Raw genomic sequence first — 22,100 nt, 5'->3', positions numbered from 1 at the left:
GAGAAGTCGCCGCGCGGGCCCGCTGAGGCATCCCGAGCGTGCGCAACCTCAGTCGAGGAACAGCGCGCGCAGCCGCTTGGTCGTGAACACGAGACCCACGGCGATCATCACGAGGTAGTAGACGACATGCCAGATCATGGCCGGTGTCATGACGCCGGTCGTGAGGCCGCGGACGAGCTCGACCCCGTGCCACAGGGGGAAGGCCATGACGATCGTCTGCACCCAGTCGGGGTAGACCGTGATCGGGTAGAGCGTCGCCGAGAACAGGAACATCGGCAGCAGCACGAAGTTGATCCAGTCCATCTGCTGGAAGGTCTTCATGTAGCTCGTGACGGCCATGCCGAGCGCCGCGAAGCCGAACGCGATGAGCAGCACGGCGGGGATCGCGAGGATCGCGGTCGGGGCGAGATTGAGCCCGAGCACCTGCATGATGATCATGAAGCCCGTCGCGTAGAGCAGGCCGCGCAGCAGCGCGTACAGGATCTCGCCGAGCGCGACGTCGAGCGGACCGAGCGACGTCGCGAGCATGCCCTCGTAGAGCTTGCCGTAGTTGAGCTTGAAGAAGACGTTCCACGTCGAGTCGTAGAGCGCGCCGTTCATGGCGGAGGTGGCCAGGAGCGCCGGCGCGATGAACGCCGCATAGGGCACCTCCACGCCACCCGACGTCGGCACGTCGCCGATGAGCGATCCGAGTCCGAGTCCCATCGAGGCGAGGTAGAAGACCGGCTCGAAGAAGCCCGAGAGCACGACGACCCAGCTGGACGAGCGCGCGGCGATGAGGCCGCGCTGCACCACGGCGCCCGGGTTGCCGGCCCACAGTGCGCGGACGCTGCCGCGCCGCGCCGGGGCATCCGTCCGCTCTTCCGGTCCCTGTGGTTCGACAGGCTCACCAACCGGTCGAAGGGTCACTTGGCGAGCCTCTTCGTGAACACGCGCCGGGCGGCGACGAAGCCGCCGATCGTGAGGGCGAGCAGATAGAGCAGATGCACCCAGGAGAGGGGCTCGGCGGCCCAGGAGCCGTACGTCACGGTGCGGCCGAGCTCGGTCGCATGCCAGAGGGGCGAGATCCACCCGATCCACTGCAGCCACAGCGGCAGGTTGGCGAGGGGATAGAACGTGCCCGAGAACAGGAACATCGGCATGAAGATGAACCGCTGCACGAGAGCGAACTGTCCCTTGTCGTCCTCGATGGATGCCGCGTACGCCATGAGCGGGATGCCGAACGACAGACCCGCCAGCACACCGATCGGCATCATGAGCCACGCAGTGCCGGGCGAGGTCGCGTCGGGGTAGAGCCACGCGAAGAAGATCCAGATGAAGAGGTAGTAGAGCACGACCGTCACGCCCATGCGCGCCGCCCCACCCGTCACGACGCCGCCCGCGATCTGCGGCGACGACAGGGCCGACGCGTTGAAGCCGTAGAAGTAGCGGCGCCACTTGAACCCGGCCATGACGGGGTAGGTGAACTCCTCGGACGCGACCGCGATGGCGGACGTCATGAGCAGGGCCGGCGCGACGAACACGAGGTACGGCACCTCCATGCCGCGGTCGTCGACAGGGGCTTGGATGAGGGCGGCGAGACCGACCGCCAGCCCGAGCAGGTAGAGGATCGGCTGGCCGAGGGCGCCGACGATGATGGTCCAGCCGTAGGCGCGCATCGCGCGGAGCATGTGCTCGGTGACGTACCAGAGGCCGCGCCGGCGCGGCTTGCGGCCCCACTCCATCGCCTCGGCGCGCAGCTCTTCGAGCGTGGGGTGGGTCGAGACGGATGCCCGGGGCCCGGCGTCGTCGGCGGGGGTCATTCGATGAGCGACCTTCCCGTGAGCCGCAGGAAGACGTCTTCCAGCGAGGAGCGCCGCACGAGCGACGTCAGCGGTTCGAAGCCGAGCGACGTGATGCGCTCGAGCGCCTTCTCGCCGTTGCCGGTGTACACGAGCAGGCGGTCGGGCAGCACCTCGAGCCGATCGCCGATGCCGGCGATCTGGGGCGCGACCTGCTCGTTGCGGTCCGACCCGAACCGCACCTCGAGCACCTCGCGGCTGGAGTGCTCGCGGATGAGGGAGGCGGGAGTTCCTTCGGCCATGATGCGGCCCTTGTCGACGACGATGAGGCGGTCGCACAGCTGTTCGGCCTCGTCCATGTAGTGCGTCGTGAGAACGAGGGTCGTGCCGCGCTCCTTGAGCCGGAACAGGCGGTCCCACAGCACGTGCCGCGCCTGCGGGTCGAGCCCCGTCGTGGGCTCGTCGAGCAGCAGGATGCGCGGGTCGTTGATGAGGCCGCGCGCGATCGTGAGGCGGCGCTTCATGCCGCCGGAGAGCTGGTCGACCTTGCTCTTGGCCTTGTCCTCCAAGGCGGCGAACGCGAGGAGCTCGTCGGCCTTCTCGTGGCACACCTTGCTCGGCAGGCCGAAGTAGCGGCCGTAGATGAAGAGGTTCTCGCGCGCGTTGAGCTCGCCGTCGAGGTTGTCCTGCTGGGGCACGACGCCGAGGCGCGAGCGGATCTCGGGTCCGTACTGGTCGGGGTCGAGGCCGAGGATCGTGAGGTCGCCGCGTGTGCGGGTGGACACGGCGCCGATCATCTTCATCGTCGTCGACTTGCCGGCGCCGTTCGGGCCGAGCAGGCCGAACGACTCACCGGGTGCGACCTCGAACGACAGGCCGTCGACTGCGAGGAAGTCGGGCTTGCCTTTCATCTTGTAGGCCTTCACGATGTTCGCGGCTTCGATGACGGGCGCAGGCACCGATCCACACTAACCCCGGGCTCGGACACCGGGTCAGGCATCCCGTGTCGGCCTGTGACAGGTCACTAGGCCCAGAGGTATCGGCACGACTACGATCGCGGAGTGACCAACGACGCCCCCACCCTGACCGCCCGCGCGCCCTACCGCGCCGACATCGTCGGAAGCTTCCTCCGACCGGCCGCCGTCGCCGAGGCGCGGCACGAGCACGCGACGGGCGACCTCGCGACCGCGACGCTCCGCGCCATCGAGGACGAGGCGATCGCCGACCTCGTCGCGAAGGAGCAGGCAGCCGGCCTCCAGCTCGCGACCGACGGCGAGTTCCGCCGCTCCTGGTGGCACTTCGACTTCTTCGGCCTGCTCGACGGCGTCGACATCGTCGAGCTCGACCACGGCATCCAGTTCCAGGGGGTGCAGACCAAGCCGCGCGGCGTGCACGTCTCGGGTCCGATCCGATTCACCGACGACCACCCTTTCCTCGCGCACTTCCGCTTCCTCAAGGAGCAGGCCGACGCTGCGGGCGTGACGCCGAAGTTCACGATTCCGGCTCCGACGGTGCTCGACTTCCGCGTCGAGCCCGGTCACATCGACCCCGTCGCCTACCCGGGCGGTCACCCCGCCATCGCCGACGACCTCGTGCAGGCCTACCGCGACGCGTGGCAGGCGTTCTACGACGCGGGCGCGCGGTACCTGCAGTTCGACGACACCGCATGGGCGTACCTGTGCAGCGACGTCGAGCTCGAGAAGGCGCGCGAACGCGGCATCGAGACGAACGGCATCGCCGAGCGCTATGCGACGCTGCTCAATCGCATCCTCGACGGCAAGCCCGACGACCTCGTCGTGACGACGCACGTGTGCCGCGGCAACTTCCGCTCGACCTGGATCTCGTCGGGCGGCTACGAGCCCGTCGCGGAGCAGCTCCTCGGCAACACCGCGTACGACGGCTACTTCCTGGAGTACGACAGCGAGCGCGCAGGCGGCTTCGAGCCCCTCCGATTCCTGCCCGAGGGCGACAAGCGCGTCGTGCTCGGCCTCATCACGACCAAGAGCGGCGAGCCCGAAGACCCCGAGGTCGTCAAGCGCCGTATCGACGAGGCGTCGCACTTCGCGCCGCTCGACCAGCTGGCGCTGAGCCCGCAGTGCGGCTTCGCTTCGACCGAGGAGGGCAACCTGCTCAGCGAGGACGAGCAGTGGGCGAAGATCCGCTCGGTCGTCGACATCGCCGCCGACGTCTGGAAGTAGCCCCCTCGACTCAGCGGCAACGCCCCGGCCCCTTGTGAGGGCCGGGGCGTTGCTCTTCCCGCTGCTCCTGGGGCCAGAGCCCGTGCTGTGACCGAGTGCCCACGTTTTGCACCGGTCATAGCGGGTGCTCTCGGCGAGAGCACGGGCTATGGACGACAGACGAGGATCAGACCAGCGGGGTTCCGTGGGTGTGGAACGTCTCGATCGTCTTCATCCCCCACGCCTGGCCCTTGCGGCGCTCGGCCTCGGACCACTCCACGACGGGCTGGTCGGGGTCGAGCAGCAGACGCGCTCCGGCGTTGGCGAACTCGATGCGGTTGCCGCCAGGCTCCCACACGTAGAGGAAGAACGTCTGGTTGATCGCGTGCTTGTGCGGGCCCGACTCGATGTGGATCCCGTTCTCCAGGAAGATGTCGGCCGCCTTGAGGATGTCTTCGCGAGTGTCGGGCGCGAACGCGATGTGGTGCAGGCGGTTGCCGTGCTTGGTCCAGTCGTCGGAGTACACCACGTCGTACGACTTCAGCGAGAAGTGGAACCACCACGCGGCGAACTTGCCCGAGTCCAGACGGATCCGCTCGGACTCGCGCATGCCGAGCGCGTTCGCGAGGAACTGCCCGTTGGCCTCGACATCCTTGGCCAGGTAATTGATGTGGTCGAGGCGCCGGGCGTTCACGCCGCGGCCGGGGAACGCGGACGACTGGTTCGTCAGCGCCGGCCGGTCCTCGTCGAATGCCTCATACCTCTGGGTCTCGTAATACAGAGCCATCGCGTGCCCGTCCGGGTCGTGGAAGGCGTAGGTGGGTCCCGTGCCGACCTCGCCGTCGACCCAGCCGTCGCCGAGCCCCATCGCGTCGATCGCCGCGACGCGCCGGTCGAGGGCCTCCTTCGAGGAGGCGCGGAACGAGGTACGGCCGACGCCCGCGGCATCCGACGCCGTCAGCTTGATCGTGTAGAGCTCGTACTCGTCCCACGTGCGGAGGTACACGGAGTCGTCCTCCTGGGCGACGACGCGCATCGCGAGGAGGTCGCGGAAGAACCACAGGCTCTTCTCGAACTCGGGGGTCAGCAGCTCGACGTTCGCGAGATGCGCAACGTCGAAAGCGGAGTGGTCGGTCATCGGGGGTCCTCTCTGACGGGCGGGAAAATCCGGGGTGGGTACGGCGGATCAGGGTCGCGGGAACACGACCCCGTCGAAGATCTTGCGGGCGGTGCGGACCGAGTGCGACGAACCGTGCCAGACGCCCTCGGCGTCCTGCGAGACGTGCACGTCGGCGGGGAAGACCCCGGTCGGATGCTCGATCGGCGTGGGCCCGTCGTCGGTCACCGCCGACGGGTCGGCGAGGTCCGCACCGACCGCGCCGGGAAGCCGGATGCCGGCCGCGACGGATGCTGCCATCAGAACTCCGATCGACGTGTGCACGCGCGTCGGGATGAACGCACGCGTCGAGATGGCGCCGCCGTCGCGAGGCGCCGACAGCAGGAACATCTTCGGGACGGTCTGCGCCGCGACGTCGCCGAGGCCCATGAGGCGGCCCGCGAGGAGTCGCAGCCGTTCGACCTCCGAGGCGAGGCGCGTGTCGGCCTCGAGCTGCTCGGGCGGCTCGGCACCCGTCACACCGAGGTCTGCGGCATCCAGCAGCACCACCGGCATCCCGTTGTCGATGAGCGTCGCGCGATGGCCGCCGATCTCGTCGACGACGCTGCCGGTCGGCAGCAGGGGCTTGTCGACACCGCCCGTGATGTCGAGGTCGATGCGCGCGGCCGTGCCCGGCACGCCGGCGATCGCCGTGTCGCCGTCGTAGTCGACGCGGCCGGCGGGCGTCGGGAAGACGGCCGTCGCGACGTCGCCCGTGTTCAGCAGCCGGATCCTCACGGTCGTCTCGTCGGGAGCGGCCGTGACGAGGCCGCGCTCGATGGCGAAGGGGCCGATGCCGGCGAGCAGGTTGCCGCAGGTCTGCGCGTCGCTGACGACGGGCCGGTCGACGACGACCTGGAGGAAGAGGTAGTCGATGTCGACACCGGGCTGGGGTGAGGCCGAGACGATCGCGACCTTGCTCGTGAGCGGATGCGCGCCGCCGAGCCCATCGATCTGCTTCGGGTCGGGACTGCCCATCACGCGGAGCAGGAGGTCGTCGCGCACGGCGGGGTCCGTGGGCAGATCGGACGCGAGGAAATAGGCGCCCTTCGAGGTTCCGCCGCGCATGAGCATGCACGGGATGCCGTCGCGCACCGCCGCGGAGAGGTCGACCTCAGTGCCCGCCATCGTCGTATTCCGCCTGCGTCATATAGCTCACGCCGAGGTCGGCGAGGGTCTGTCGCAGGCCCTTCCGGTCGAGGCTCAGCTCGGCCCCGGAGCCGTAGGCCGCACGGTCCGAGGCCTCCTTTTCAACGCGTGCGTCGGCGGCGGTCAGGGCGGAAGCCGCCTCGAGCCGCGGCACGATCACGACGCCGTCGTCGTCGGCGATCACGACGTCGCCGGGTCGCACCGTCGCGCCTGCGACGACGATCGGCACGTTGACCGAGCCGGGCGTCGCCTTGACCGTGCCCTGCGCGTGGACCGCGCTCGACCACACCGGGAAGCCCATCTCGCGCAGGTCCGCGACATCGCGGACCCCCGTCGTCGTGACGAGGCCCCGCACCCCGCGGGCTTTCAGCGCCGTCGCGAAGAGATCGCCGAACGCGCCGTCCGTCGAGGGCGACGTCGTCGCGATCACGAGCACGTCGCCCGCCTGGCACTGCTCGATCGCCGCATGGATCATGAGGTTGTCGCCGGGCCACGACAGCACCGTGACAGCCGACCCGGCGATGCGCGCGCCGTCTTGGATAGGACGGATGCCGGGGCCGACGAGCCCCGTGCGGCCCATCGCCTCGTGGACCGTCGCGACGCCGTGCACCGCGAGGGCGTCGACGGTCGCGGCATCCGCGCGCGCGATGTCGGTGACGATGACGGGCTTCACGATCGCACCGCCCGCTCGCGAGACTTCGCATCTGTCAGGTTCTCGCACGAGAGGGGTGACACGCGTGAAGTCTCGCGGCTCGAGGCGCTCATTCGAGCACGTCCGTGACCTGCGGGTAGTGCCGCACGTACGCCTCGCCCATCGTGTCGACCGGCAGGCCGAGGTTGGGGCCGGCGTTGCGCTTGACCTGCACGCCGCGGCGGATCGCGAGCTGCGTGTAGTACTCCCACATGTGCTTCTGCGCAGGCAGGCACTCCATCGCGGCACGCTTGCGCGGGAACGCCTCGGTGATGTCGAGGAGGACGTTCGGCTTGAAGTCGGACTGCTCGGGCTGGTGCGGCTCGAAGAAGAAGACCGGCGGGGCGCCGATGATCTCCTCCCTCGAGGGGAATGAGCCGTCGGAGTTCGCCACGCCGATCGCCTGCGCCAGCACCCGCGCCTCCAGCGCCATCCGCGCCGCGGCCGGGTGGTCGCCGTTGTACGGGTCGGCCAGCGGATGCGTCAGCACGACCGTCGGCTGCACACGCCGGTAAACGTCGACGAGCTTGGAGACGGCCTCCGGCGACTCCACCAGCGGGTAATCGCCCAGGTCGAGGAACTCGACCTCGGCACCCAGAGCGGATGCCGCAGCCTCGGCCTCTTCGCGGCGGATCGCCTTGATCTCGTCGAGGCTCTTGCCCGCCAGCCACTGGCTCGCCGACTCGCCGCGCTCACCATAGGACAGGCACACGACGACGGCACGCTCGCCGCGCATCGTCGCCGCGGCGATCGCACCACCGGCGCGCCAGACGAAATCGCCCGCATGCGCGCTGACGACCAGCATCGTGGACCCATTGTCGGCCATCGTGCTCCTCAGAAAAGTCGGGCCGCCCGGACAGGGCGAGCGGTCGCCATCGGCATCGATCGGCGACAACGCCAGCGAATCACACCCCTGGCGCATTGGTCAAGATTCTGTCTACAATCTTGGCGACCGGTAATCCCTCTGGACATAGGTATTTGATCGTGCCTACGATGCCGGACAGACCCCACAACCACGGACAAGGAAGTCGAGGCCCTCATGGCACGCAATCTGCAGGAGCTGCTGGACGAGAAGGGCAACGTCGTCGAGATGCTGCGCGACTCGCAGCTCGGCACCTATATCTACCCCGTCGTGCCCGCCGAGTTCTCGAACTGGCGCCGCGAGCAGAAGGCATGGCGCGAGACGGCCGTCCTCTACGACCAGACGCACCACATGGTCAACTTCTTCGTCTCGGGCCCCGACGCGCTGCGCCTGCTCCGCGAGACGGGCATCAACAGCTTCGCGAACTTCCCCGTGAACACGGCCAAGCAGTTCGTGCCGACCGCGTCGAACGGCGGCGTCATCGGCGACGGCATCCTCTTCCACGAAGCGCAGGACGAGTTCGTCTACGTCGGCCGCGCGCCTGCCGCGAACTGGCTGCAGTTCCACGCCGAGACCGGGGGCTACGACGTCGAGTTCCGCTACGACGACCGCTCCCCCTCGCGCCCGTACGGCCAGGCGGTGCACCGCGAGTACTACCGCTTCCAGATCCAGGGCCCGAACGCGTGGCCGATCATCGAGAAGCTCGCCGGCGGCCCCGTCGAGCAGGTCAAGTTCTTCCATATGGGCGAGCTCGAGATCGCGGGCGAGAAGGTGCGCACGCTGCGTCACGGCATGGCCGGCGCGCCGGGCCTCGAGATCTGGGGACCCTACGAGCAGCACGGCAAGATCCGCGACGCGGTCCTCGAGGCCGGCCGAGAGTTCGGCATCGAGCCGTGCGGGTCGCGCGCCTACTCGTCGAACACGCTCGAGTCGGGCTGGATCCCCTCACCGCTCCCCGCGATCTACTCCAGCGAGGCCGAGCGCGCCTACCGCGAGTGGCTGCCCGCGAACAGCTACGAGGCGATCAACGCCCTCGCAGGATCCTTCGTGTCGCAGAACATCGAGGACTACTACCTCAGCCCGTGGGAGCTCGGCTACGGCTCGTTCGTGAAGTTCGACCACGACTTCATCGGCCGCGACGCCCTCGAGAAGGTCGACCCCGAGGCGCAGCGCAAGAAGGTCACTCTCGCGTGGGACGACGAGGACCTCGCGAAGATCCTCACGAGCGTCATCGACCGCGACCGCCCCGGCTACCAGTTCTTCGACCTGCCGAACGCGAACTACGGCTCGTCGAACTACGACTCCGTCATCGACGCCGATGGCAACAACGTCGGACTGTCGCTCTTCACGGGTGTCACGGCCAACGAGAAGCGCGGCCTGTCGCTCGCGACCGTCGACCGCGAGATCCCGATCGGCACCGAGGTGCGGGTCGTCTGGGGTGAGCCGAACGGCGGCTCGCGCAAGGCCACGGTCGAGGCGCACGAGCAGATCGCCGTGCGCGCCGTCGTCAGCCCCGTCCCTTACGCCGAGACGGCGCGCCTCGAGTACCACGGCGGCTGGCGCTCGACCGGCACGCTCTGAGGACGAAAGAAGGAGGAGGGGATGCCGCGGCATCCCCTCCTCCTTCTTTCATGCCGTGGGCGCGGCCGCCAGGGCGTCCCCGTGGATGACGAAGAACTGGCCCGACGAGCCCTCGACGGCACGCGCGACCGTCGCATAGAGCCAGTCGAGCGCCGCCGTGTGCTGCGTCGTCGCGCGGCGATAGAGGTAGACCTCGACGGGCGGCATCGCGAAGGGCAGGGGTCGCACGACGAGCGGCCAGGTCGCGGCCCAGCCCGCCGCGATCGTGTCGGGCACGCTCGCGATGAGGTCGCGGCTCGCCGCGAGGACCGGAGGCAGCGTCGTGACGTGCCGGATGGCGACCTGGGGCTCGATGACGATCCCCGCCCGCCGCTGCGCCGCGACGAGCATGGGCGCTCCCGAGTCGCCGCCGACCGTGACGTGCGGCGCCGCGACGTAGGCCTCGAGGTCGAGCGTGCCCTCGGCCAGTGGGTTGGCCGCCGACATCGCGACGGCGTACTCCTGCGACTTCAGGAGGCGCCGGTCGAATCCGCCGGGCACGTGCGACGTCGTGATGCCGAGGTCCACGGTGCCGCGCGAGAGCCACTCGGGCAGCGCCTCGACATCGAGCGACACGACCTCGAGCCGCATGTGCGGCGCGCGGGTGCGGATCGCCGACAGGATCGCGGGGAGCCAGCCGATCTCGCCGAGCTCCGAGAGGGCGATGCGGAAGAGACGATGCGATGCGGAGGGATCGAAGGCGTGCACGGCGTCGATCGTGCGGTCTATGCCGGCGACGGCGTCGCGGAAGCCGGGGAACACCGTGTCGGCGAGCGGCGTCGGACGCATCGTGCGACCGTCGCGCTCGAAGAGCGGATCGTCCAGCTCGCGCCGGAGGCGCGCGAGCGCCTGGCTCACGGCGGGCTGCGTCACGTACAGCCGCGCGCCCGCGGTCGTGAGGCTGCGCGTCTCGTACACCGCGACGAAGACGCGCACGAGGTTCAGGTCCACGGCGCCTCCGCGGGCCGACTTAGAACTGCTTCGATAAGCATAAGCAGAGCTTATCGCCAGACTCTTTTCAAAGAACCAGCGATAACTAGCATGAAGAGCGGTGCAGCGCCGTCCGCAGCATTCATCCCCCTCGAACGAAGGAGTTCTTCGATGTCCGAGTCCGCCGCTGACGCGATCACCCGAGTCGGGAGCCCTGTCGAGCTCCTGCGCAACGCGCAGGCGCGGCCCACGATCTTCCCCGTGACGCCGGAGTTCACCAACTGGCGCTCGGAGCAGCTGTCGTGGCGCACGAGCGTCGCGCTGCTCGACCAGTCGCACCACATGACCGACCTCTTCATCTCGGGGCCCGACGCCCTGCGGCTGCTCCGCGACACGGGCGTCAACACGTTCGAGAACTTCGGTGTCGACCGCGCGAAGCAGTTCGTCGCGGTCAACCACGAGGGCTACCTGATCGGGGACGCGATCCTCTTCCACCTCGAGGAGGAGGTCTTCGACCTCGTCGGCTGGTTCATGGTGCTCGATTGGGTGCAGTACTTCGGCGAGACGGGCGACTACGACGTCACGTTCGAGCGCGACGCCAACTCCCTCATGCGCGAGGCCGGAGTGCCGCCGAAGCTCTACCGCTACGAGCTGCAGGGTCCGAACGCCCTCGCACTCATGGAGAAGCTGACGGGCGGCCCCGTGCCCCCGACGAAGTTCTTCCACATGGCGACCTTCACGATCGACGACCTCGAGGTGCGGTCGCTGCGCCACGGCATGGCCGGTCAGCCCGGCTTCGAGCTGTTCGGACCGTGGGAGGAGGGCGAGCGCGTGCGCAACGCCATCGTCCACGCCGGGGAGGAGTTCGACCTCGTGCTCGTCGGGGCGAAGGCCTACTCGTCGGCGAACCTCGAGTCGGCGTGGGTGCCCTCGCCCCTGCCCGCGATCTTCACGGGCGAGGGCTCGGCCGAGTACCTGAAGTGGCTGCCGGCGAACCGCGTCGGCTCGCTCGCCGGCAGCTTCGCCTCCGACGACATCGAGGACTACTACCTCACGCCCTACGACCTGGGCTACGGCCGGAGCGTCGCCTTCGACCATGACTTCGTCGGACGCGCGGCGCTCGAGCGGCACGCCGCGGCGCAGCAGCGCCAGAAGGTCACGCTCATCTGGAACCCCGAGGATGTCGCGGCCGCCCAGCGCTCGCTGTACGAGCCCGGCACCCCGGCCAAATACATCGACTTCCCGAAGGCACGCTACGGCGTCTATCAGGTCGACCGCGTGCTGGCCGACGGCCAGGAGGTCGGCATCTCACACGACGCGGGCTACATCACGGGCGAGCAGGTCTTCGCGTCGCTCGCGTCCGTCGAGGCCGCGCACGCCGAGCCCGGCACGGAGGTCACTGTCGTGTGGGGCGAGGAGCCGAACTCGACGAAGCCGGCCGTGGAGCCGCACCGCCAGATCGAGATCCGCGCGACGGTGTACCCCGCGCCGTACTCGGCGTTCGCCCGGGAGAACTACCGCAAGAACTGAATGACGGACGAGGAGACGGATGCCGGCCGGCATCCGTTTCCTCGTCGCGTCCGGGGCTTTTCGCCTCCAAGAATGAGACAACTCTCATCTCCAAGATTGTTAACGATTCTGGATTGCATCCGCTCTAGGCTCGGCCGCGGGACCATCGGCGGTCCCACAGCGAACTCATAGAGGAGTTGTCATGCGGAGAAGGAGAAGTGCGTTCACGGCGGCATTCGGAGCTCTGGTGCTCGGGGCGACCGTCCTCACGGGCTGGGCGGGCGCGAGCCCCGCGACGGCCGCCGACGGCGCGCCGGGAATCGACGAGCAGCGCTGCGCGGCGCTCGGCGACTTCACGATCCCGGCGAAGAAGATCGACCTGCCCACGACGGGCGCCGACGTCACGAGCGCGACGTGGGTCGCGGACTCGGGCGGGCAATGCCGCGTCGTCGGCGACATCCATCCCGTCGACCCGGCGGCTCCGCGCATCGAGTTCCAGGTGAACCTTCCGGCGAACTGGAACCAGCGTGCGCTGCAGATGGGCGGCGGCGGGTACGACGGCACGCTCGTCACGGGCCTCGGCGCGTACAGCCTGCAGCCCGCCGGTCAGCCCACGCCGCTGCAGCAGGGCTTCGTGACGCTCGGGTCCGACGGAGGTCACAAGGGCGCGGGATTCGATTCCTCCTTCGGCCTCAACGACGAAGCGCTCGCCAACTACGGCACGGACTCGATCAAGAAGACGCACGACGCCGCGCTCGCCGTGATGAAGGAGATCTACAAGAAGACGCCGCGCTACTTCTACTTCGTCGGGTTCTCGCAGGGCGGCCACGAGGCGATCAATGCGGCAGGCCTCTACCCGAAGGACTACGACGGCGTCGTGTCGGGCACGCCCGCGTACAACGTGGCCATGATGCACGCGGGCATCGGCTCCGCCTACCGCGATGCGCTCTACCGCGACGGCGGCATCGGCTGGCTGAACCAGGCCAAGACCCAGCTCATCGTGCACGCGGTGTACCAGACGTGCGACGGACTGGACGGAGTCGCCGACGGAATCATCTCCGACACGAAGACGTGCCTCGGCACTTTCGACGTGCAGACGCTGCGCTGCCCGGATGGCGCCGACACCGGTGACTCGTGCCTGTCCGACGCGCAGATCGCGACGGCGGACATGATCGGGAGCGAGCACGACCTCGGCTTCCCGATCGAGGGCAACAGCATCGTGCCGGCGAGCCCCATCTACTACGGCGCGCTCTACTCGGCCTTCAACCTCGGCTCGGTCTCGCAGCCGGCATACCCGGCGAGCGGCAAGGAGGCCTTCCAGTACTCCGTGCTCAACGCCATCGCGACGAACATCGTGACGCGGGATCCGAACTACGACACCCGCACGTTCGACCTCGACGAGTGGTCGGCGCGCATCCAGGAGGTCGGCAAGGTGCTCGACAGCACGCAGGTCGACCTGACGAAGTTCTCGCAGCGCGGCGGCAAGATGATCCTCACGACGGGTCTCGCCGACGACGGCGTCGTGCCCGAGAACACCCGCGCGTTCTACGAGCGGCAGGTGGCGGCCTTCAGCGGCAAGAAGCTCGACGGCTTCCTGCGGTACTACGAGATGCCCGGCTTCTCGCACGGGTTCGGACCGTTCAGCGTCACCTACGACGCCCTGCCCGCGCTCATGAACTGGGTCGAGAACGGCGTCGCGCCGCAGAACCTCGTCATGACCGACGCGAACGCCGCGACGGCCGGTCGCACACGTCCGATGTGCGAGTTCCCGGCCTGGCCGAAGTACACCGGCTCCGACCCCGCGTCGGCCGCGAGCTTCACCTGCGTCACGCAGTGACCGCGTGAGAGAGGGGATGGATGCCGGGCGCCGACGCCCGGCATCCATCCTCGCCGCTCAGCCCCGGTGCTCCGCGACGACCCGCTCAGCCCTGGTGCTCCGCGACGACCCGCTCAGCCCTGGTGCTCCGCGACGACCCGCTCAGCCCTGGTGCTCGGCGACGATCCGCTCGAACCAGGCGAGCGTCGCGCGGGTCATGTCGGCCGGCTGCCCCGTCGACTCGAGCGCCGCGAGCGCATCGCGCACCTCGTGCTCGCGCCGCACCGCGTGGTGATGCGTGCCGGCGATGAGGCGCTCGACGAGCGCGTCGCCGTCGGGTCCGAGCTCGCCGGCGATCTGCCCGCGCAGCCAGTCCCCCGCCCCGACCGCCTGCGCCGCCGTGTCGGCCTCGATCACGAGTGCGGCGAGCCCCTTCATGAAGACGCTCCGCAGCAGGCGCAGCCGAGCGGCATCGCCCGCGTCGCCGTCGACGAGCGTGAGAGGAACGCCGAGGGGTGTGAGCCTCTCGGCGAGGAGTGCGGCGCCGGGTCCGCTCGCGAGGAGCGGCGTGCGGTGCGCGTCACGCATCACGGGCGCGAGCACGGCGACGTCGGCCATCGCGACCTCGTGGGCCGCGGCGAGCGCCGCCACGTCGCGCTTGAGCTCCGGCGAAGCCGTGTTGAAGTCGGCGTAGACCGCGTCGGTGCCGACGAGCGGCAGCGCTTCTCGCGCGACGGATGCCGCCGCCCCGCCTCCGACGAGGCTCAGCACGACGTCGGCGCCCGCGAGTGCCTCCGCGAGGTCGGGGACCTGCCGCACGGCGGGGTCGCCGAGCACGTGGTGCGGGTCGTATCCGCGCACGTCGGCGCCCGCGCCGAGGAGCCCCCGGGCGTACAGCCGGCCGGCTTCGCCGAGGCCCAGGATCGCGATCGTCGTCATCTCGTGCGCTCTCCCTGGGTTGCGGTCGTCGGCCACGGCGTCGCCTCGAGCGACTCGAAGTAGTCGAGCGACCGCTGCGACGACGTCACGAGCGCGCGCAGCCCGCGCGCGCCGTCGTGCGTGGCTCCCCCGCCGTCGGGCAGGTAGGCCTCTTCGAGCGCGCGCGTGATGCCGGCTGCCGCGACGGTGAGCAGCTCGATCGCCGGCTGCGGCGACGTGCCGTCGTTGGCGACGACGACGCCGATCGCGGCGTACACGGCGCCGTGCGGTCCGAGTACCGGCACGGCGATACCGCGCGACTCGGCGTGGATCTGCCCGTTCGTGACGGCGAAGCCGTCGGCCCGCACGTGCCGCAGCCTGTCGCGGAGCGCGTCGCGGCGGATCGTCTCGGGCGTGTAGGCCGGCCACCCCGCCGCGATGACCTCGTCCACGAGGGCGGGCGCGGCGTGCGCGAGCAGCACGAGCCCGCTCGAGCTCACGGGGAGCGGGGTGCGACCGCCGATCAGCGTCAGGTTGAGCACGGCATCCCGTGTCGACATCCGCTCGATGAACAGCACGTCGCGGCCGCTCAGGACGCCGAGCTGCGTATGCTGCCGCACGCGCGAATGCACGGCGCCGAGCCAGGGGCGGGCCAGCTCCCGCAGGCCGAGGGCGCCGGGCGTGCGCGAAGCGAACTCCCACAGTCGCACGCCGAGCCGATAGGTGCGATCGGGCAGGCGCTCGAGCAGGCCCTCGCGCTCGAGCTCGGCCACGAGGCGGTGCGCCGTCGAGAGCGCGAGGCCCGAGGCATCCGCGATCTCGGTCAGCGTCAGGAACGGGCGCAGCGCGTCGAACGCCTGCAGCACCCGCAGGTGCTTGTGCAGGACGGACTCGCCGTCGGAACCACGTGCCACGTCGCCAACTCCCTCGACCGCGCCATGCTACCCCGATTCCGTTGATCGGAATCGGGGCAGCACGGATGCGGCGATCTACGCCGGGACGGCCGCGTCGGCGCGATACACGGTGCGCGCCCACTCGTGATACGGCGCGGGGGCCACCGTCGCGCGGATGTGCACCTGGCGGTGGTCGGCGTCGACGGCGTCCTTCCGCGAGATCGGGTTCTCTCCCCACACGACCTCGACCTCGTCACCGTCGGCGACGTCGAGATCGAGTGTCGCGAGGGACATGTACAGCTGGTCGTAGGCGATGTACCCGGCGTCGGTGGAGATGCCGACGCGGCGGCCCGACTGCACGACCTCGTCCATCTGGAACAGGCCGTAGCGCGCCTTCGGGAAGTCGAGGAACTTGGCGGGCGTGCCCGGCTCGAGCTGCGAGCGCACGACGGCCGCGACATCCTCGGCGTTCCACAGGAGCGTGACCTTGCGGCGCCGCTGGTTCTCGGCGTGCTTCTCGAGAGCCGCGCGGCCGTGGAAGTCGTGGTCGAAGCGCACCGACTTGCCGAGCCCGATGTCGTAGGGCGTCAGGTAGAACTCGTGGATGTCGTCGGAGTACAGCGACCCTCCGATCGAGCCCGCGCGCGCCGCGGGCAGCCACTCGCGGTACTCGGCGAAGTCCTCGTCGAAGATCGCCGGGAACGGGGTCGGCACCCAGCCCGACTCGAGCGGCGTCGCCGAGTAGGCCTTGGCTCCCACGCGCTTGATGTCGAACTCGGCACCGGCGTCGAGGATCGCGTCGAGCACGACCTGGCTGTCCTCCCAGGGTCCGAAGAACTCGAAGCCAGGCTGCCCGGCCATGCCGTGGCGCAACGCCTTGACGTTCTTGCCGGCGATGGTGAAGTCGGCGATGTGGAAGAACTTCACCTCGGGCACGGGTCCGCCGAACAGCTTCTCCATGACCTCGTTCGCGTGCGGCCCCTGAAGCTCGTAGCGGTAGAACGTGGGCGGCCCCTGCCGCATGTGCGAATTCGCCTCGAGACGGTGGTGCACGTCCTTGCCCGCGGCGGCCGCCTTCTCGGCGTTGAAGCGCACCCAGTCGATCAGCAGGTGGTGGCCGATGAGCACGAGCCCCTCGGGGCCCTCGGAGTTGTAGAAGAGGATGCCGTCGCCGATCAGGTAGCCGTCCTGATTGACCGAGATGAGCTGCTTGGCGACGCCCGGGCGGAACGTTCCGAACGTGTTCGGCGAGATCGACTCGAGCAGCGGGATGAGGTCGGCGCCGTGCAGGAACAGCTGGGTCATGTGGTGGGACTGGTCCATGAGCGCGACGCTCGTGTTCCACGCGCGCTGCTCGTCGCGCCAGTTCGTGAACTCCGGCGCGACCGGGAACGTGAACGCGGGCCAGTTCTGGTTGCGCAGCAGCTCCACGGGGCTGCCCGCGCGGGTGATCGCCTCAGCGAGAGATTCGGACGTCATCGTCGGCCTTCCTGTCGGGTGGTGACGGCCACGCTACGAACCCCACGGAAGCCCGGCATCGCGACTTCCGTTCAACGGAACAAGTCGAGGGGATGCTTCTCCCGCCGGGCGACGATGGCTGCCGAGCCGCTCAGACCCGGGACCATCCGTCCCACCGGTCACGATTCGGATACGGTCACGGGAATCACGCCAAAATCGTTGACAATCTGAGCGCGAATACGTACCGTCCCATTCACGGGGACAGGTCGTCCTGTCGACCCGACCCGTGCCCGAACCGGATGACGCGACGACGCGAAGGGTGAGCATGGCCGCTCGACTGACACTGCAGGACGTGAGTCTGCAGTTCGGTGGCATCAAAGTGCTGCAGGATGTCTCGTTCACAGTGGAGCCCGGGCAGATCTTCGGGCTCGTGGGCCCGAACGGCGCCGGCAAGACCTCGCTGTTCAACTGCATCAGCGGCCACTACAAGCCGTCGGCGGGATCGATCACGATCGACGACGCCGAAGTCAGCGGATCGCGCCCCGCGACCCTCGCGAAGCACGGTCTCGCCCGCACGTTCCAGCACCCCGCCCTGCAGCTGCACTCGACGGTGCTCGAGAACGTGCTCCTCGGCGCCCACACTCGTCTGCCCGGCGGCCCCGTGGAATGGTCGTTGCGCCTCCCCCGCACGTGGCGCTCCGAGCGCGCGCTGCGCGACGAGGCGCTCGCGCTCCTCGAGCGCAACGGCCTGGGCTGGGCCGCGAACCTGCCGGCCGACGAGCTGTCGCACGGCCTGCACAAGGGCGTCGAGCTGTGCCGCGCACTCCTCATGCGGCCGCGTCTGCTGCTGCTCGACGAGCCCGCCGCGGGCCTGCCCCACAGCGAGGTGGAGCAGCTCATCGAGACGGTCCGCCGCGTGCGCACCGACGACGACATCACGGTCGTCATCGTCGAGCACCACATGGGACTCATCGCGGCACTCACCGACCGCGTCGTCGTGCTCGACCACGGACGCAAGCTCATGGAGGGCAGCGCCGCCGAGGCGCAGTCCGACCCGCGCGTCATCGAGGCCTACATCGGAAAGGATGCCGCGGATGACGCTGCTTGAGCTCACCGACGTCACCGCGTTCTACGGCCCTGTGCAGGTGCTCGACGCCGTGTCGCTGAGCGTGCCGGACGGCGGCGCCGTCGGCATCCTCGGAGCCAACGGCGCGGGCAAGACAACGACGCTGCGCGCGATCAGCGGCACCGTCCGCGCGGGCGGCTCGATCGTCTTCGACGGCAAGGACATCCGCGGCCTCCGGCCCGACCAGGTCGCGGGGCTCGGCATCGCGCATGTGCCGGAGGGCCGGGGGACGCTGGGCGATCTCACCGTGCGCGAGAACCTCCGCGTCGGGGCGTACAAGCGCAAGGACCGCAAGGGCATCCAATCCGACATCGACTACTGCATCGACCTGTTCCCGCAGCTGAAGGAGCGCATCAAGTCCAACGCGTCGGCGCTGTCGGGCGGTGAGCAGCAGATGCTCGCGGTCGGGCGCGCGATCATGTCCAAGCCGCGGCTGCTGCTGCTGGACGAGGCATCCCTGGGACTCGCGCCGAGCACGGCGAAGACCGTCTACGAGGCGATCCGTCGCCTGCGCATCGAGTCGGGCATCGCCATGGTCGTCGTCGAGCAGAACGCCAACCTCGCCTTCACCCTGGTCGACAGCGCGACGGTGCTCGAGACGGGCCGAAACGTGCTCACGGGCTCCTCAGCAGAGCTCAAGGGCATGGACGAGATCCGCCGCGCCTATCTGGGGGGCTGACGCATGGGGACCTTCATCCAGCTCGTCGTCGACGGCCTCTCGACCGGTTCGATCTACGCGGCGCTCGCGCTCGCCATCGTGCTCGTGAATCAGGCGACAGGCCTGATCAACTTCGCGCAGGGCGGCATGGCGGTGCTGTCGGCCTACGTCGCCTGGCAGCTGACGGCGTGGAACGTGCCGCTCCTGCTCGCGATCCTGCTCTCGATCGTCGTGTCATTCGTCATCGGGGCGATCGTCGAGCGGTTCCTCATGCGCAAGTTCGAGGGCGGCGATCCAGACACGGCGGTCGTCGTGACGATCGGCCTTCTGACCCTCATCACCGGCGTGTGCGCGTGGATCTGGTCGTACAACAACAGGCTCTTCCCGTCCCTCTTCCCGCTGGAGACGATCACGATCGCGGGCGCCGTGATCAGCGTGCGCTCGCTCGGCACGATCCTCGTGATCGTCGCGATCATGGTCCTCTTGCAGCTCCTGTTCCTCGGCACGAAGCTCGGCCTCGCGCTCCGAGCCGTCGCGATCAACCCGCAGTCGGCCGCCTTCTCGGGAATGCCCGTGGGGAGGCTCCTCATGGTGGGCTGGGGACTCGCGGCAGGACTCGGCGCGGTCGCCGGCGCCCTCGTCGCCCCACAGCTCACATTGACGCCGAACATGATGGACGGCGCGCTCGTCTACGCGCTCGCCGCGGTGATCATCGGCGGCCTCACGAGCCCCATCGGCGTCGTCATCGCGGCGTGGCTCATCGGCGTCCTGGAGAACCTCGCCGCCGTGTACGTGCCCTTCATCGGCCACGACCTCAAGATCGCGGTGCCGTTCATCATGATCTTCGTCGTGCTGATCATCCGACCCCAGGGCCTGTTCGGCCGGAAAGCGGTGGTGCGCGTCTGATGTCCTCCGCCACCGCCTTCCTGCACAAGCCCTGGGTCCGCTGGACCGGCGTCGCCCTCATCGTCGTGGCGATGATCGTCTTGCCGCTTCTCCTCCCCGAGCTCGCCAACACGACCCTCGCCCGCATCGGCGTCTTCGCCGTCGCGGTGCTCGGACTCAACGTCGTCATGGGGTACACGGGCCAGGTCTCGCTGGGCCAGATCTTCTTCCTCGGCCTCGGCGCCTACGTCACCGCATACGGCGTCGAGCAGGGCTGGAACATCGTCCTCGTGTTCGTCCTGGCCTGCATCATCCCGGCCGTGACGGGCCTGCTCGTCGCCCTCGCCGCCGCGCGGCTGGGCGGCCTGGCGATCGCCATGGTCACGATCGCACTGCCGATCGTCGGCGTGCCGCTCGCCAAGCGCCTGTCCGACTTCACCGGCGGATCGCAGGGCATCTCGGCGCGGTTCACGGATGCCCCCGAATGGACGGGCCTCTACAACGACCAGTGGCAGCTCTACATCGTGCTGCTCATCGGGGGCATCTCGTTCCTGCTCACGCGCAACCTCGTGCGCGGCAAGTACGGTCGCGCCTTCGCGATCGTCAAGGGCAATGAAGCCGTGGCCTCGTCGATGGGCATCTCGCCGTACCGGTACAAGGTGCTCGCCTTCACCGTGGCATCGCTCCTCGGCGGCGTGAGCGGCTTCCTCTACATGGTCGTCATCGAGTACACGTCGCCCGAGACGCTCAACTTCGGCCACTCGATCACGCTGGTCGCCTCGATGGTGATCGGCGGCGCGGGAAGCATCATCGGGTCGCTCCTCGGCGGCGCGTACTACGTGCTCGCTCCGCAGCTCACGAACCTCGTCGACCCGGGCCTCACCGCCGTGCTGCAGGGCGCCATCCTGCTCGTCGTCCTCTTCATCCTGCCCGGCGGCCTCGTCTCGCTGCCTCGGCTGTGGCGCCGGCGCGGCGGCGGGCACACCGGTGGCACCGCAGCGGCGCGGGCTGCGGCATCCACCCCCTCCTCGGCCGGCGCGCAGGGCGCCGACGTCTCCATCCCCCCACCCACAGAGTCACAAGAGAGGCAAGACACATGATCAGTCACCGCACCAGGATGCGGGCCGTGTCGGTCGTCGCAGGTCTGGGCATCGTCGCCCTCCTCGCAGCCGGCTGCTCCCGCGGAGGCGAAAGCGGAAACCCGTCCGAGAGCGGTGCCGCCGCGGCGAGCCCCGGCATCACCGACGACAGCATCACGCTCGGCATCACGACGCCCCTGTCCGGCGCGACCGCCGGCCCCGGCACGTGCACGGTCGCCGGCATCACGGCCTACTTCGGCGCCAAGAACGCCGACGGCGGCGTCAAGTTCGGCGACGGCAAGACGCGCAAGGTCGAGATCAAGGCGCTCGACGACGCGTACGACCCGCAGAAGGCCGCGGCCAACTACGACCAGCTCAAGGACAGCGTCTTCGCCATGACGGCCGGACTCGGCACGCCGACCAACCGCGCCTGGCGCGAGGCGGCCATCGCCGACAAGGTGCCCCAGGCTCTCATCATGACGGGCGACCCGATCTTCTCCGACCAGAAGCAGAGCCCGTGGCAGCTCGGCTACGTGCCGATCTACCAGAACGAGGGCGAGGCCTTCGGAAAGCTCCTCGCCTCCTCGACCGACAACCACAAGGTCGCGATCCTGTCGCAGAACGACGACTACGGCCAGGGCTACGTCGAGGGCTTCAAGAAGGGCATCGAGGGCGCCAAGAACATCGAGATCGTCAAGGAGCTCACCTACGAGGCGACCGACACGTCGGTCGACGCGCAGCTGACCGAGCTCGCCGGCTCGGGCGCCGACGTCTTCTTCAATGCGATGTCGATCACGCCCCTCGTGATCTCGTCGCTGCAGAAGACGCAGGAGCTGGGCTGGAAGCCCAGCTGGTTCCTCCCCTCGAACACCTCGAGCCCCAGCGCGATCCTCGAGCCCGGCGGCGCCTCGGCGTTCCCTGGCGTCTACACCGTCGCGTTCGCGCAGTCGGCAGCGGCGCCGACCTTCGCCGACAGCGAGGACGGCAAGACGTTCCTCGCCGACCTCAAGCAGTACGCGGACTACCCGGACACCCCCGCGTTCCCGCACTGCGTGTGGTCGTACCAGGTCGGCGCGACGCTCGACCAGGTCTTCCAGAAGATGACCGAGCCCACGCGCGACGACTTCATGAAGGAGCTCCGCTCCGTCAAGGACTACGTCGCACCCCTCATGCTCGAGGGCTCGAGCGTCAACACGACCGAGGACGGCCTCCCCGCCGTCTCCACCGTCCAGGTGCAGAAGTACAACGGCAAGGGCTACGCCCCGGCCACCAGCTGGCAGTGATCTCCGGCTGAACGGGAAGAGGCGGTCCGCGTGAGCGGGCCGCCTCTTCGCTTTTGTCTCGGCCGCTTCGGCTCAGCCGCGGCATACTGCGGGTCGAGGCCGCCGGCAC

The 22,100-nt window shown here is 69.1% G+C and carries 20 protein-coding genes; 9 read left to right on the top strand and 11 right to left on the bottom strand.

Annotation, left to right across the window (positions count from 1 at the left end; translation table 11 throughout):
- Positions 1-48 precede the first annotated feature (48 nt).
- The 3 genes from ACH3VR_RS09915 to ACH3VR_RS09905 form a co-directional block, all read right to left on the bottom strand.
- On the bottom strand, positions 49-819 hold the full coding sequence (locus ACH3VR_RS09915; protein WP_397556498.1) for an ABC transporter permease: 771 nt from the start codon (positions 817-819) through the stop codon (positions 49-51).
- Positions 820-905: 86 nt separating this feature from the next.
- The gene (locus ACH3VR_RS09910; RefSeq protein WP_396640624.1) at positions 906-1,802 is read right to left on the bottom strand and encodes an ABC transporter permease; all 897 of its coding nucleotides are present in this window, start codon (positions 1,800-1,802) and stop codon (positions 906-908) included.
- Entirely contained in the window at positions 1,799-2,740 is a 942-nt protein-coding gene (locus tag ACH3VR_RS09905) for an ABC transporter ATP-binding protein (RefSeq protein ID WP_396640623.1), read from the bottom strand. The genes ACH3VR_RS09910 and ACH3VR_RS09905 overlap by 4 nt, the downstream gene beginning before the upstream one ends.
- 102 nt (positions 2,741-2,842) lie before the next feature.
- On the opposite strand from ACH3VR_RS09905, the gene ACH3VR_RS09900 reads away from it, so the two are divergent.
- A complete protein-coding gene (locus ACH3VR_RS09900) occupies positions 2,843-3,979 on the top strand; it encodes a 5-methyltetrahydropteroyltriglutamate--homocysteine S-methyltransferase (RefSeq protein ID WP_396640622.1) in 1,137 nt (378 codons plus the stop codon).
- Positions 3,980-4,145: 166 nt separating this feature from the next.
- On the opposite strand, the gene ACH3VR_RS09895 is transcribed toward ACH3VR_RS09900, so the two are convergent.
- The 4 genes from ACH3VR_RS09895 to ACH3VR_RS09880 form a co-directional block, all read right to left on the bottom strand.
- A complete protein-coding gene (locus ACH3VR_RS09895; protein ID WP_396640621.1) occupies positions 4,146-5,096 on the bottom strand; it encodes a VOC family protein in 951 nt (316 codons plus the stop codon).
- A 48-nt stretch (positions 5,097-5,144) separates the two neighbouring features.
- Positions 5,145-6,242, bottom strand: a complete 1,098-nt coding sequence (locus tag ACH3VR_RS09890) for a 4-oxalomesaconate tautomerase (protein ID WP_396640620.1) — start codon at positions 6,240-6,242, stop codon at positions 5,145-5,147.
- A complete protein-coding gene (locus ACH3VR_RS09885; RefSeq protein WP_396640619.1) occupies positions 6,229-6,936 on the bottom strand; it encodes a 4-carboxy-4-hydroxy-2-oxoadipate aldolase/oxaloacetate decarboxylase in 708 nt (235 codons plus the stop codon). Before ACH3VR_RS09885 ends, ACH3VR_RS09890 begins: the two co-directional genes overlap by 14 nt.
- Before the next feature lie 88 nt (positions 6,937-7,024).
- Positions 7,025-7,780, bottom strand: a complete 756-nt coding sequence (locus ACH3VR_RS09880) for a PIG-L deacetylase family protein (protein WP_396640618.1) — start codon at positions 7,778-7,780, stop codon at positions 7,025-7,027.
- Positions 7,781-7,993: 213 nt separating this feature from the next.
- Between ACH3VR_RS09880 and ligM the strand changes: the two genes are divergently transcribed.
- Positions 7,994-9,397, top strand: a complete 1,404-nt coding sequence (gene ligM / locus ACH3VR_RS09875; RefSeq protein ID WP_396640617.1) for a vanillate/3-O-methylgallate O-demethylase — start codon at positions 7,994-7,996, stop codon at positions 9,395-9,397.
- Positions 9,398-9,445: 48 nt separating this feature from the next.
- On the opposite strand, the gene ACH3VR_RS09870 is transcribed toward ligM, so the two are convergent.
- Positions 9,446-10,387, bottom strand: coding sequence for a LysR family transcriptional regulator (locus tag ACH3VR_RS09870; RefSeq protein WP_396640616.1), 942 nt, complete (start codon positions 10,385-10,387; stop codon positions 9,446-9,448).
- A 150-nt stretch (positions 10,388-10,537) separates the two neighbouring features.
- Here ACH3VR_RS09870 and ACH3VR_RS09865 point away from each other — a divergent pair, with 150 nt between their 5' ends.
- Together ACH3VR_RS09865 and ACH3VR_RS09860 are read left to right on the top strand one after the other, a co-directional pair.
- Positions 10,538-11,896 carry an aminomethyl transferase family protein gene (locus ACH3VR_RS09865; RefSeq protein ID WP_396640615.1) on the top strand — a complete coding sequence of 453 codons (1,359 nt, stop codon included), beginning with the start codon at positions 10,538-10,540 and terminating at the stop codon, positions 11,894-11,896.
- 181 nt (positions 11,897-12,077) lie between these two features.
- Positions 12,078-13,712, top strand: coding sequence for a tannase/feruloyl esterase family alpha/beta hydrolase (locus ACH3VR_RS09860; RefSeq protein WP_396640614.1), 1,635 nt, complete (start codon positions 12,078-12,080; stop codon positions 13,710-13,712).
- A gap of 141 nt (positions 13,713-13,853) precedes the next feature.
- Here the strand turns inward: ACH3VR_RS09860 and ACH3VR_RS09855 are convergent, their stop codons facing one another.
- The 3 genes from ACH3VR_RS09855 to ACH3VR_RS09845 all read right to left on the bottom strand — a co-directional run bounded on the left by ACH3VR_RS09855 (position 13,854) and on the right by ACH3VR_RS09845 (position 16,981).
- Positions 13,854-14,630: a DUF1932 domain-containing protein gene (locus ACH3VR_RS09855; protein ID WP_396640613.1), complete on the bottom strand. Its 777-nt coding sequence runs from the start codon at positions 14,628-14,630 to the stop codon at positions 13,854-13,856.
- Positions 14,627-15,523, bottom strand: a complete 897-nt coding sequence (locus ACH3VR_RS09850; protein WP_396640612.1) for an IclR family transcriptional regulator — start codon at positions 15,521-15,523, stop codon at positions 14,627-14,629. Before ACH3VR_RS09850 ends, ACH3VR_RS09855 begins: the two co-directional genes overlap by 4 nt.
- A gap of 75 nt (positions 15,524-15,598) precedes the next feature.
- Positions 15,599-16,981 carry an aminomethyl transferase family protein gene (locus ACH3VR_RS09845; RefSeq protein WP_396640611.1) on the bottom strand — a complete coding sequence of 461 codons (1,383 nt, stop codon included), beginning with the start codon at positions 16,979-16,981 and terminating at the stop codon, positions 15,599-15,601.
- Positions 16,982-17,285: 304 nt separating this feature from the next.
- Here ACH3VR_RS09845 and ACH3VR_RS09840 point away from each other — a divergent pair, with 304 nt between their 5' ends.
- From ACH3VR_RS09840 to ACH3VR_RS09820, 5 genes are read left to right on the top strand one after another with little or no spacing between them, the layout of a single operon-like run.
- Entirely contained in the window at positions 17,286-18,068 is a 783-nt protein-coding gene (locus ACH3VR_RS09840; protein ID WP_396640610.1) for an ABC transporter ATP-binding protein, read from the top strand.
- Positions 18,055-18,765: an ABC transporter ATP-binding protein gene (locus ACH3VR_RS09835; protein ID WP_396640609.1), complete on the top strand. Its 711-nt coding sequence runs from the start codon at positions 18,055-18,057 to the stop codon at positions 18,763-18,765. The genes ACH3VR_RS09840 and ACH3VR_RS09835 overlap by 14 nt, the downstream gene beginning before the upstream one ends.
- 3 nt (positions 18,766-18,768) lie before the next feature.
- Complete coding sequence (locus ACH3VR_RS09830) at positions 18,769-19,650, top strand: branched-chain amino acid ABC transporter permease (RefSeq protein ID WP_396640608.1); 882 nt, start codon at positions 18,769-18,771, stop codon at positions 19,648-19,650.
- Positions 19,650-20,729: a branched-chain amino acid ABC transporter permease gene (locus tag ACH3VR_RS09825; RefSeq protein ID WP_396640607.1), complete on the top strand. Its 1,080-nt coding sequence runs from the start codon at positions 19,650-19,652 to the stop codon at positions 20,727-20,729. The genes ACH3VR_RS09830 and ACH3VR_RS09825 overlap by 1 nt, the downstream gene beginning before the upstream one ends.
- Complete coding sequence (locus ACH3VR_RS09820) at positions 20,726-21,991, top strand: ABC transporter substrate-binding protein (RefSeq protein WP_396640606.1); 1,266 nt, start codon at positions 20,726-20,728, stop codon at positions 21,989-21,991. Before ACH3VR_RS09825 ends, ACH3VR_RS09820 begins: the two co-directional genes overlap by 4 nt.
- Positions 21,992-22,100 lie beyond the last annotated feature (109 nt).

The organism is Microbacterium alkaliflavum (genome assembly GCF_044325405.1).
Lineage (GTDB): Bacteria > Actinomycetota > Actinomycetes > Actinomycetales > Microbacteriaceae > Microbacterium > Microbacterium alkaliflavum.
The sequence above is the reverse complement of the archived record's forward strand: the minus strand, read 5'-3'. Positions and strand labels throughout refer to the sequence as shown.

Excerpts from the sequence above, each read along its gene's own strand:
- ACH3VR_RS09910 (WP_396640624.1), bottom strand. The coding sequence starts at position 1,802 with ATGACCCCCGCCGACGACGCCGGGCCCCGGGCATCCGTCTCGACCCAC.
- ACH3VR_RS09895 (WP_396640621.1), bottom strand. The coding sequence starts at position 5,096 with ATGACCGACCACTCCGCTTTCGACGTTGCGCATCTCGCGAACGTCGAG.
- ACH3VR_RS09890 (WP_396640620.1), bottom strand. The coding sequence starts at position 6,242 with ATGGCGGGCACTGAGGTCGACCTCTCCGCGGCGGTGCGCGACGGCATC.
- ACH3VR_RS09880 (WP_396640618.1), bottom strand. The coding sequence starts at position 7,780 with ATGGCCGACAATGGGTCCACGATGCTGGTCGTCAGCGCGCATGCGGGC.
- ligM (WP_396640617.1), top strand. The coding sequence starts at position 7,994 with ATGGCACGCAATCTGCAGGAGCTGCTGGACGAGAAGGGCAACGTCGTC.
- ACH3VR_RS09865 (WP_396640615.1), top strand. The coding sequence starts at position 10,538 with ATGTCCGAGTCCGCCGCTGACGCGATCACCCGAGTCGGGAGCCCTGTC.
- ACH3VR_RS09860 (WP_396640614.1), top strand. The coding sequence starts at position 12,078 with ATGCGGAGAAGGAGAAGTGCGTTCACGGCGGCATTCGGAGCTCTGGTG.
- ACH3VR_RS09855 (WP_396640613.1), bottom strand. The coding sequence starts at position 14,630 with ATGACGACGATCGCGATCCTGGGCCTCGGCGAAGCCGGCCGGCTGTAC.
- ACH3VR_RS09845 (WP_396640611.1), bottom strand. The coding sequence starts at position 16,981 with ATGACGTCCGAATCTCTCGCTGAGGCGATCACCCGCGCGGGCAGCCCC.
- ACH3VR_RS09840 (WP_396640610.1), top strand. The coding sequence starts at position 17,286 with ATGGCCGCTCGACTGACACTGCAGGACGTGAGTCTGCAGTTCGGTGGC.
- ACH3VR_RS09835 (WP_396640609.1), top strand. The coding sequence starts at position 18,055 with ATGACGCTGCTTGAGCTCACCGACGTCACCGCGTTCTACGGCCCTGTG.
- ACH3VR_RS09830 (WP_396640608.1), top strand. The coding sequence starts at position 18,769 with ATGGGGACCTTCATCCAGCTCGTCGTCGACGGCCTCTCGACCGGTTCG.
- ACH3VR_RS09825 (WP_396640607.1), top strand. The coding sequence starts at position 19,650 with ATGTCCTCCGCCACCGCCTTCCTGCACAAGCCCTGGGTCCGCTGGACC.
- ACH3VR_RS09820 (WP_396640606.1), top strand. The coding sequence starts at position 20,726 with ATGATCAGTCACCGCACCAGGATGCGGGCCGTGTCGGTCGTCGCAGGT.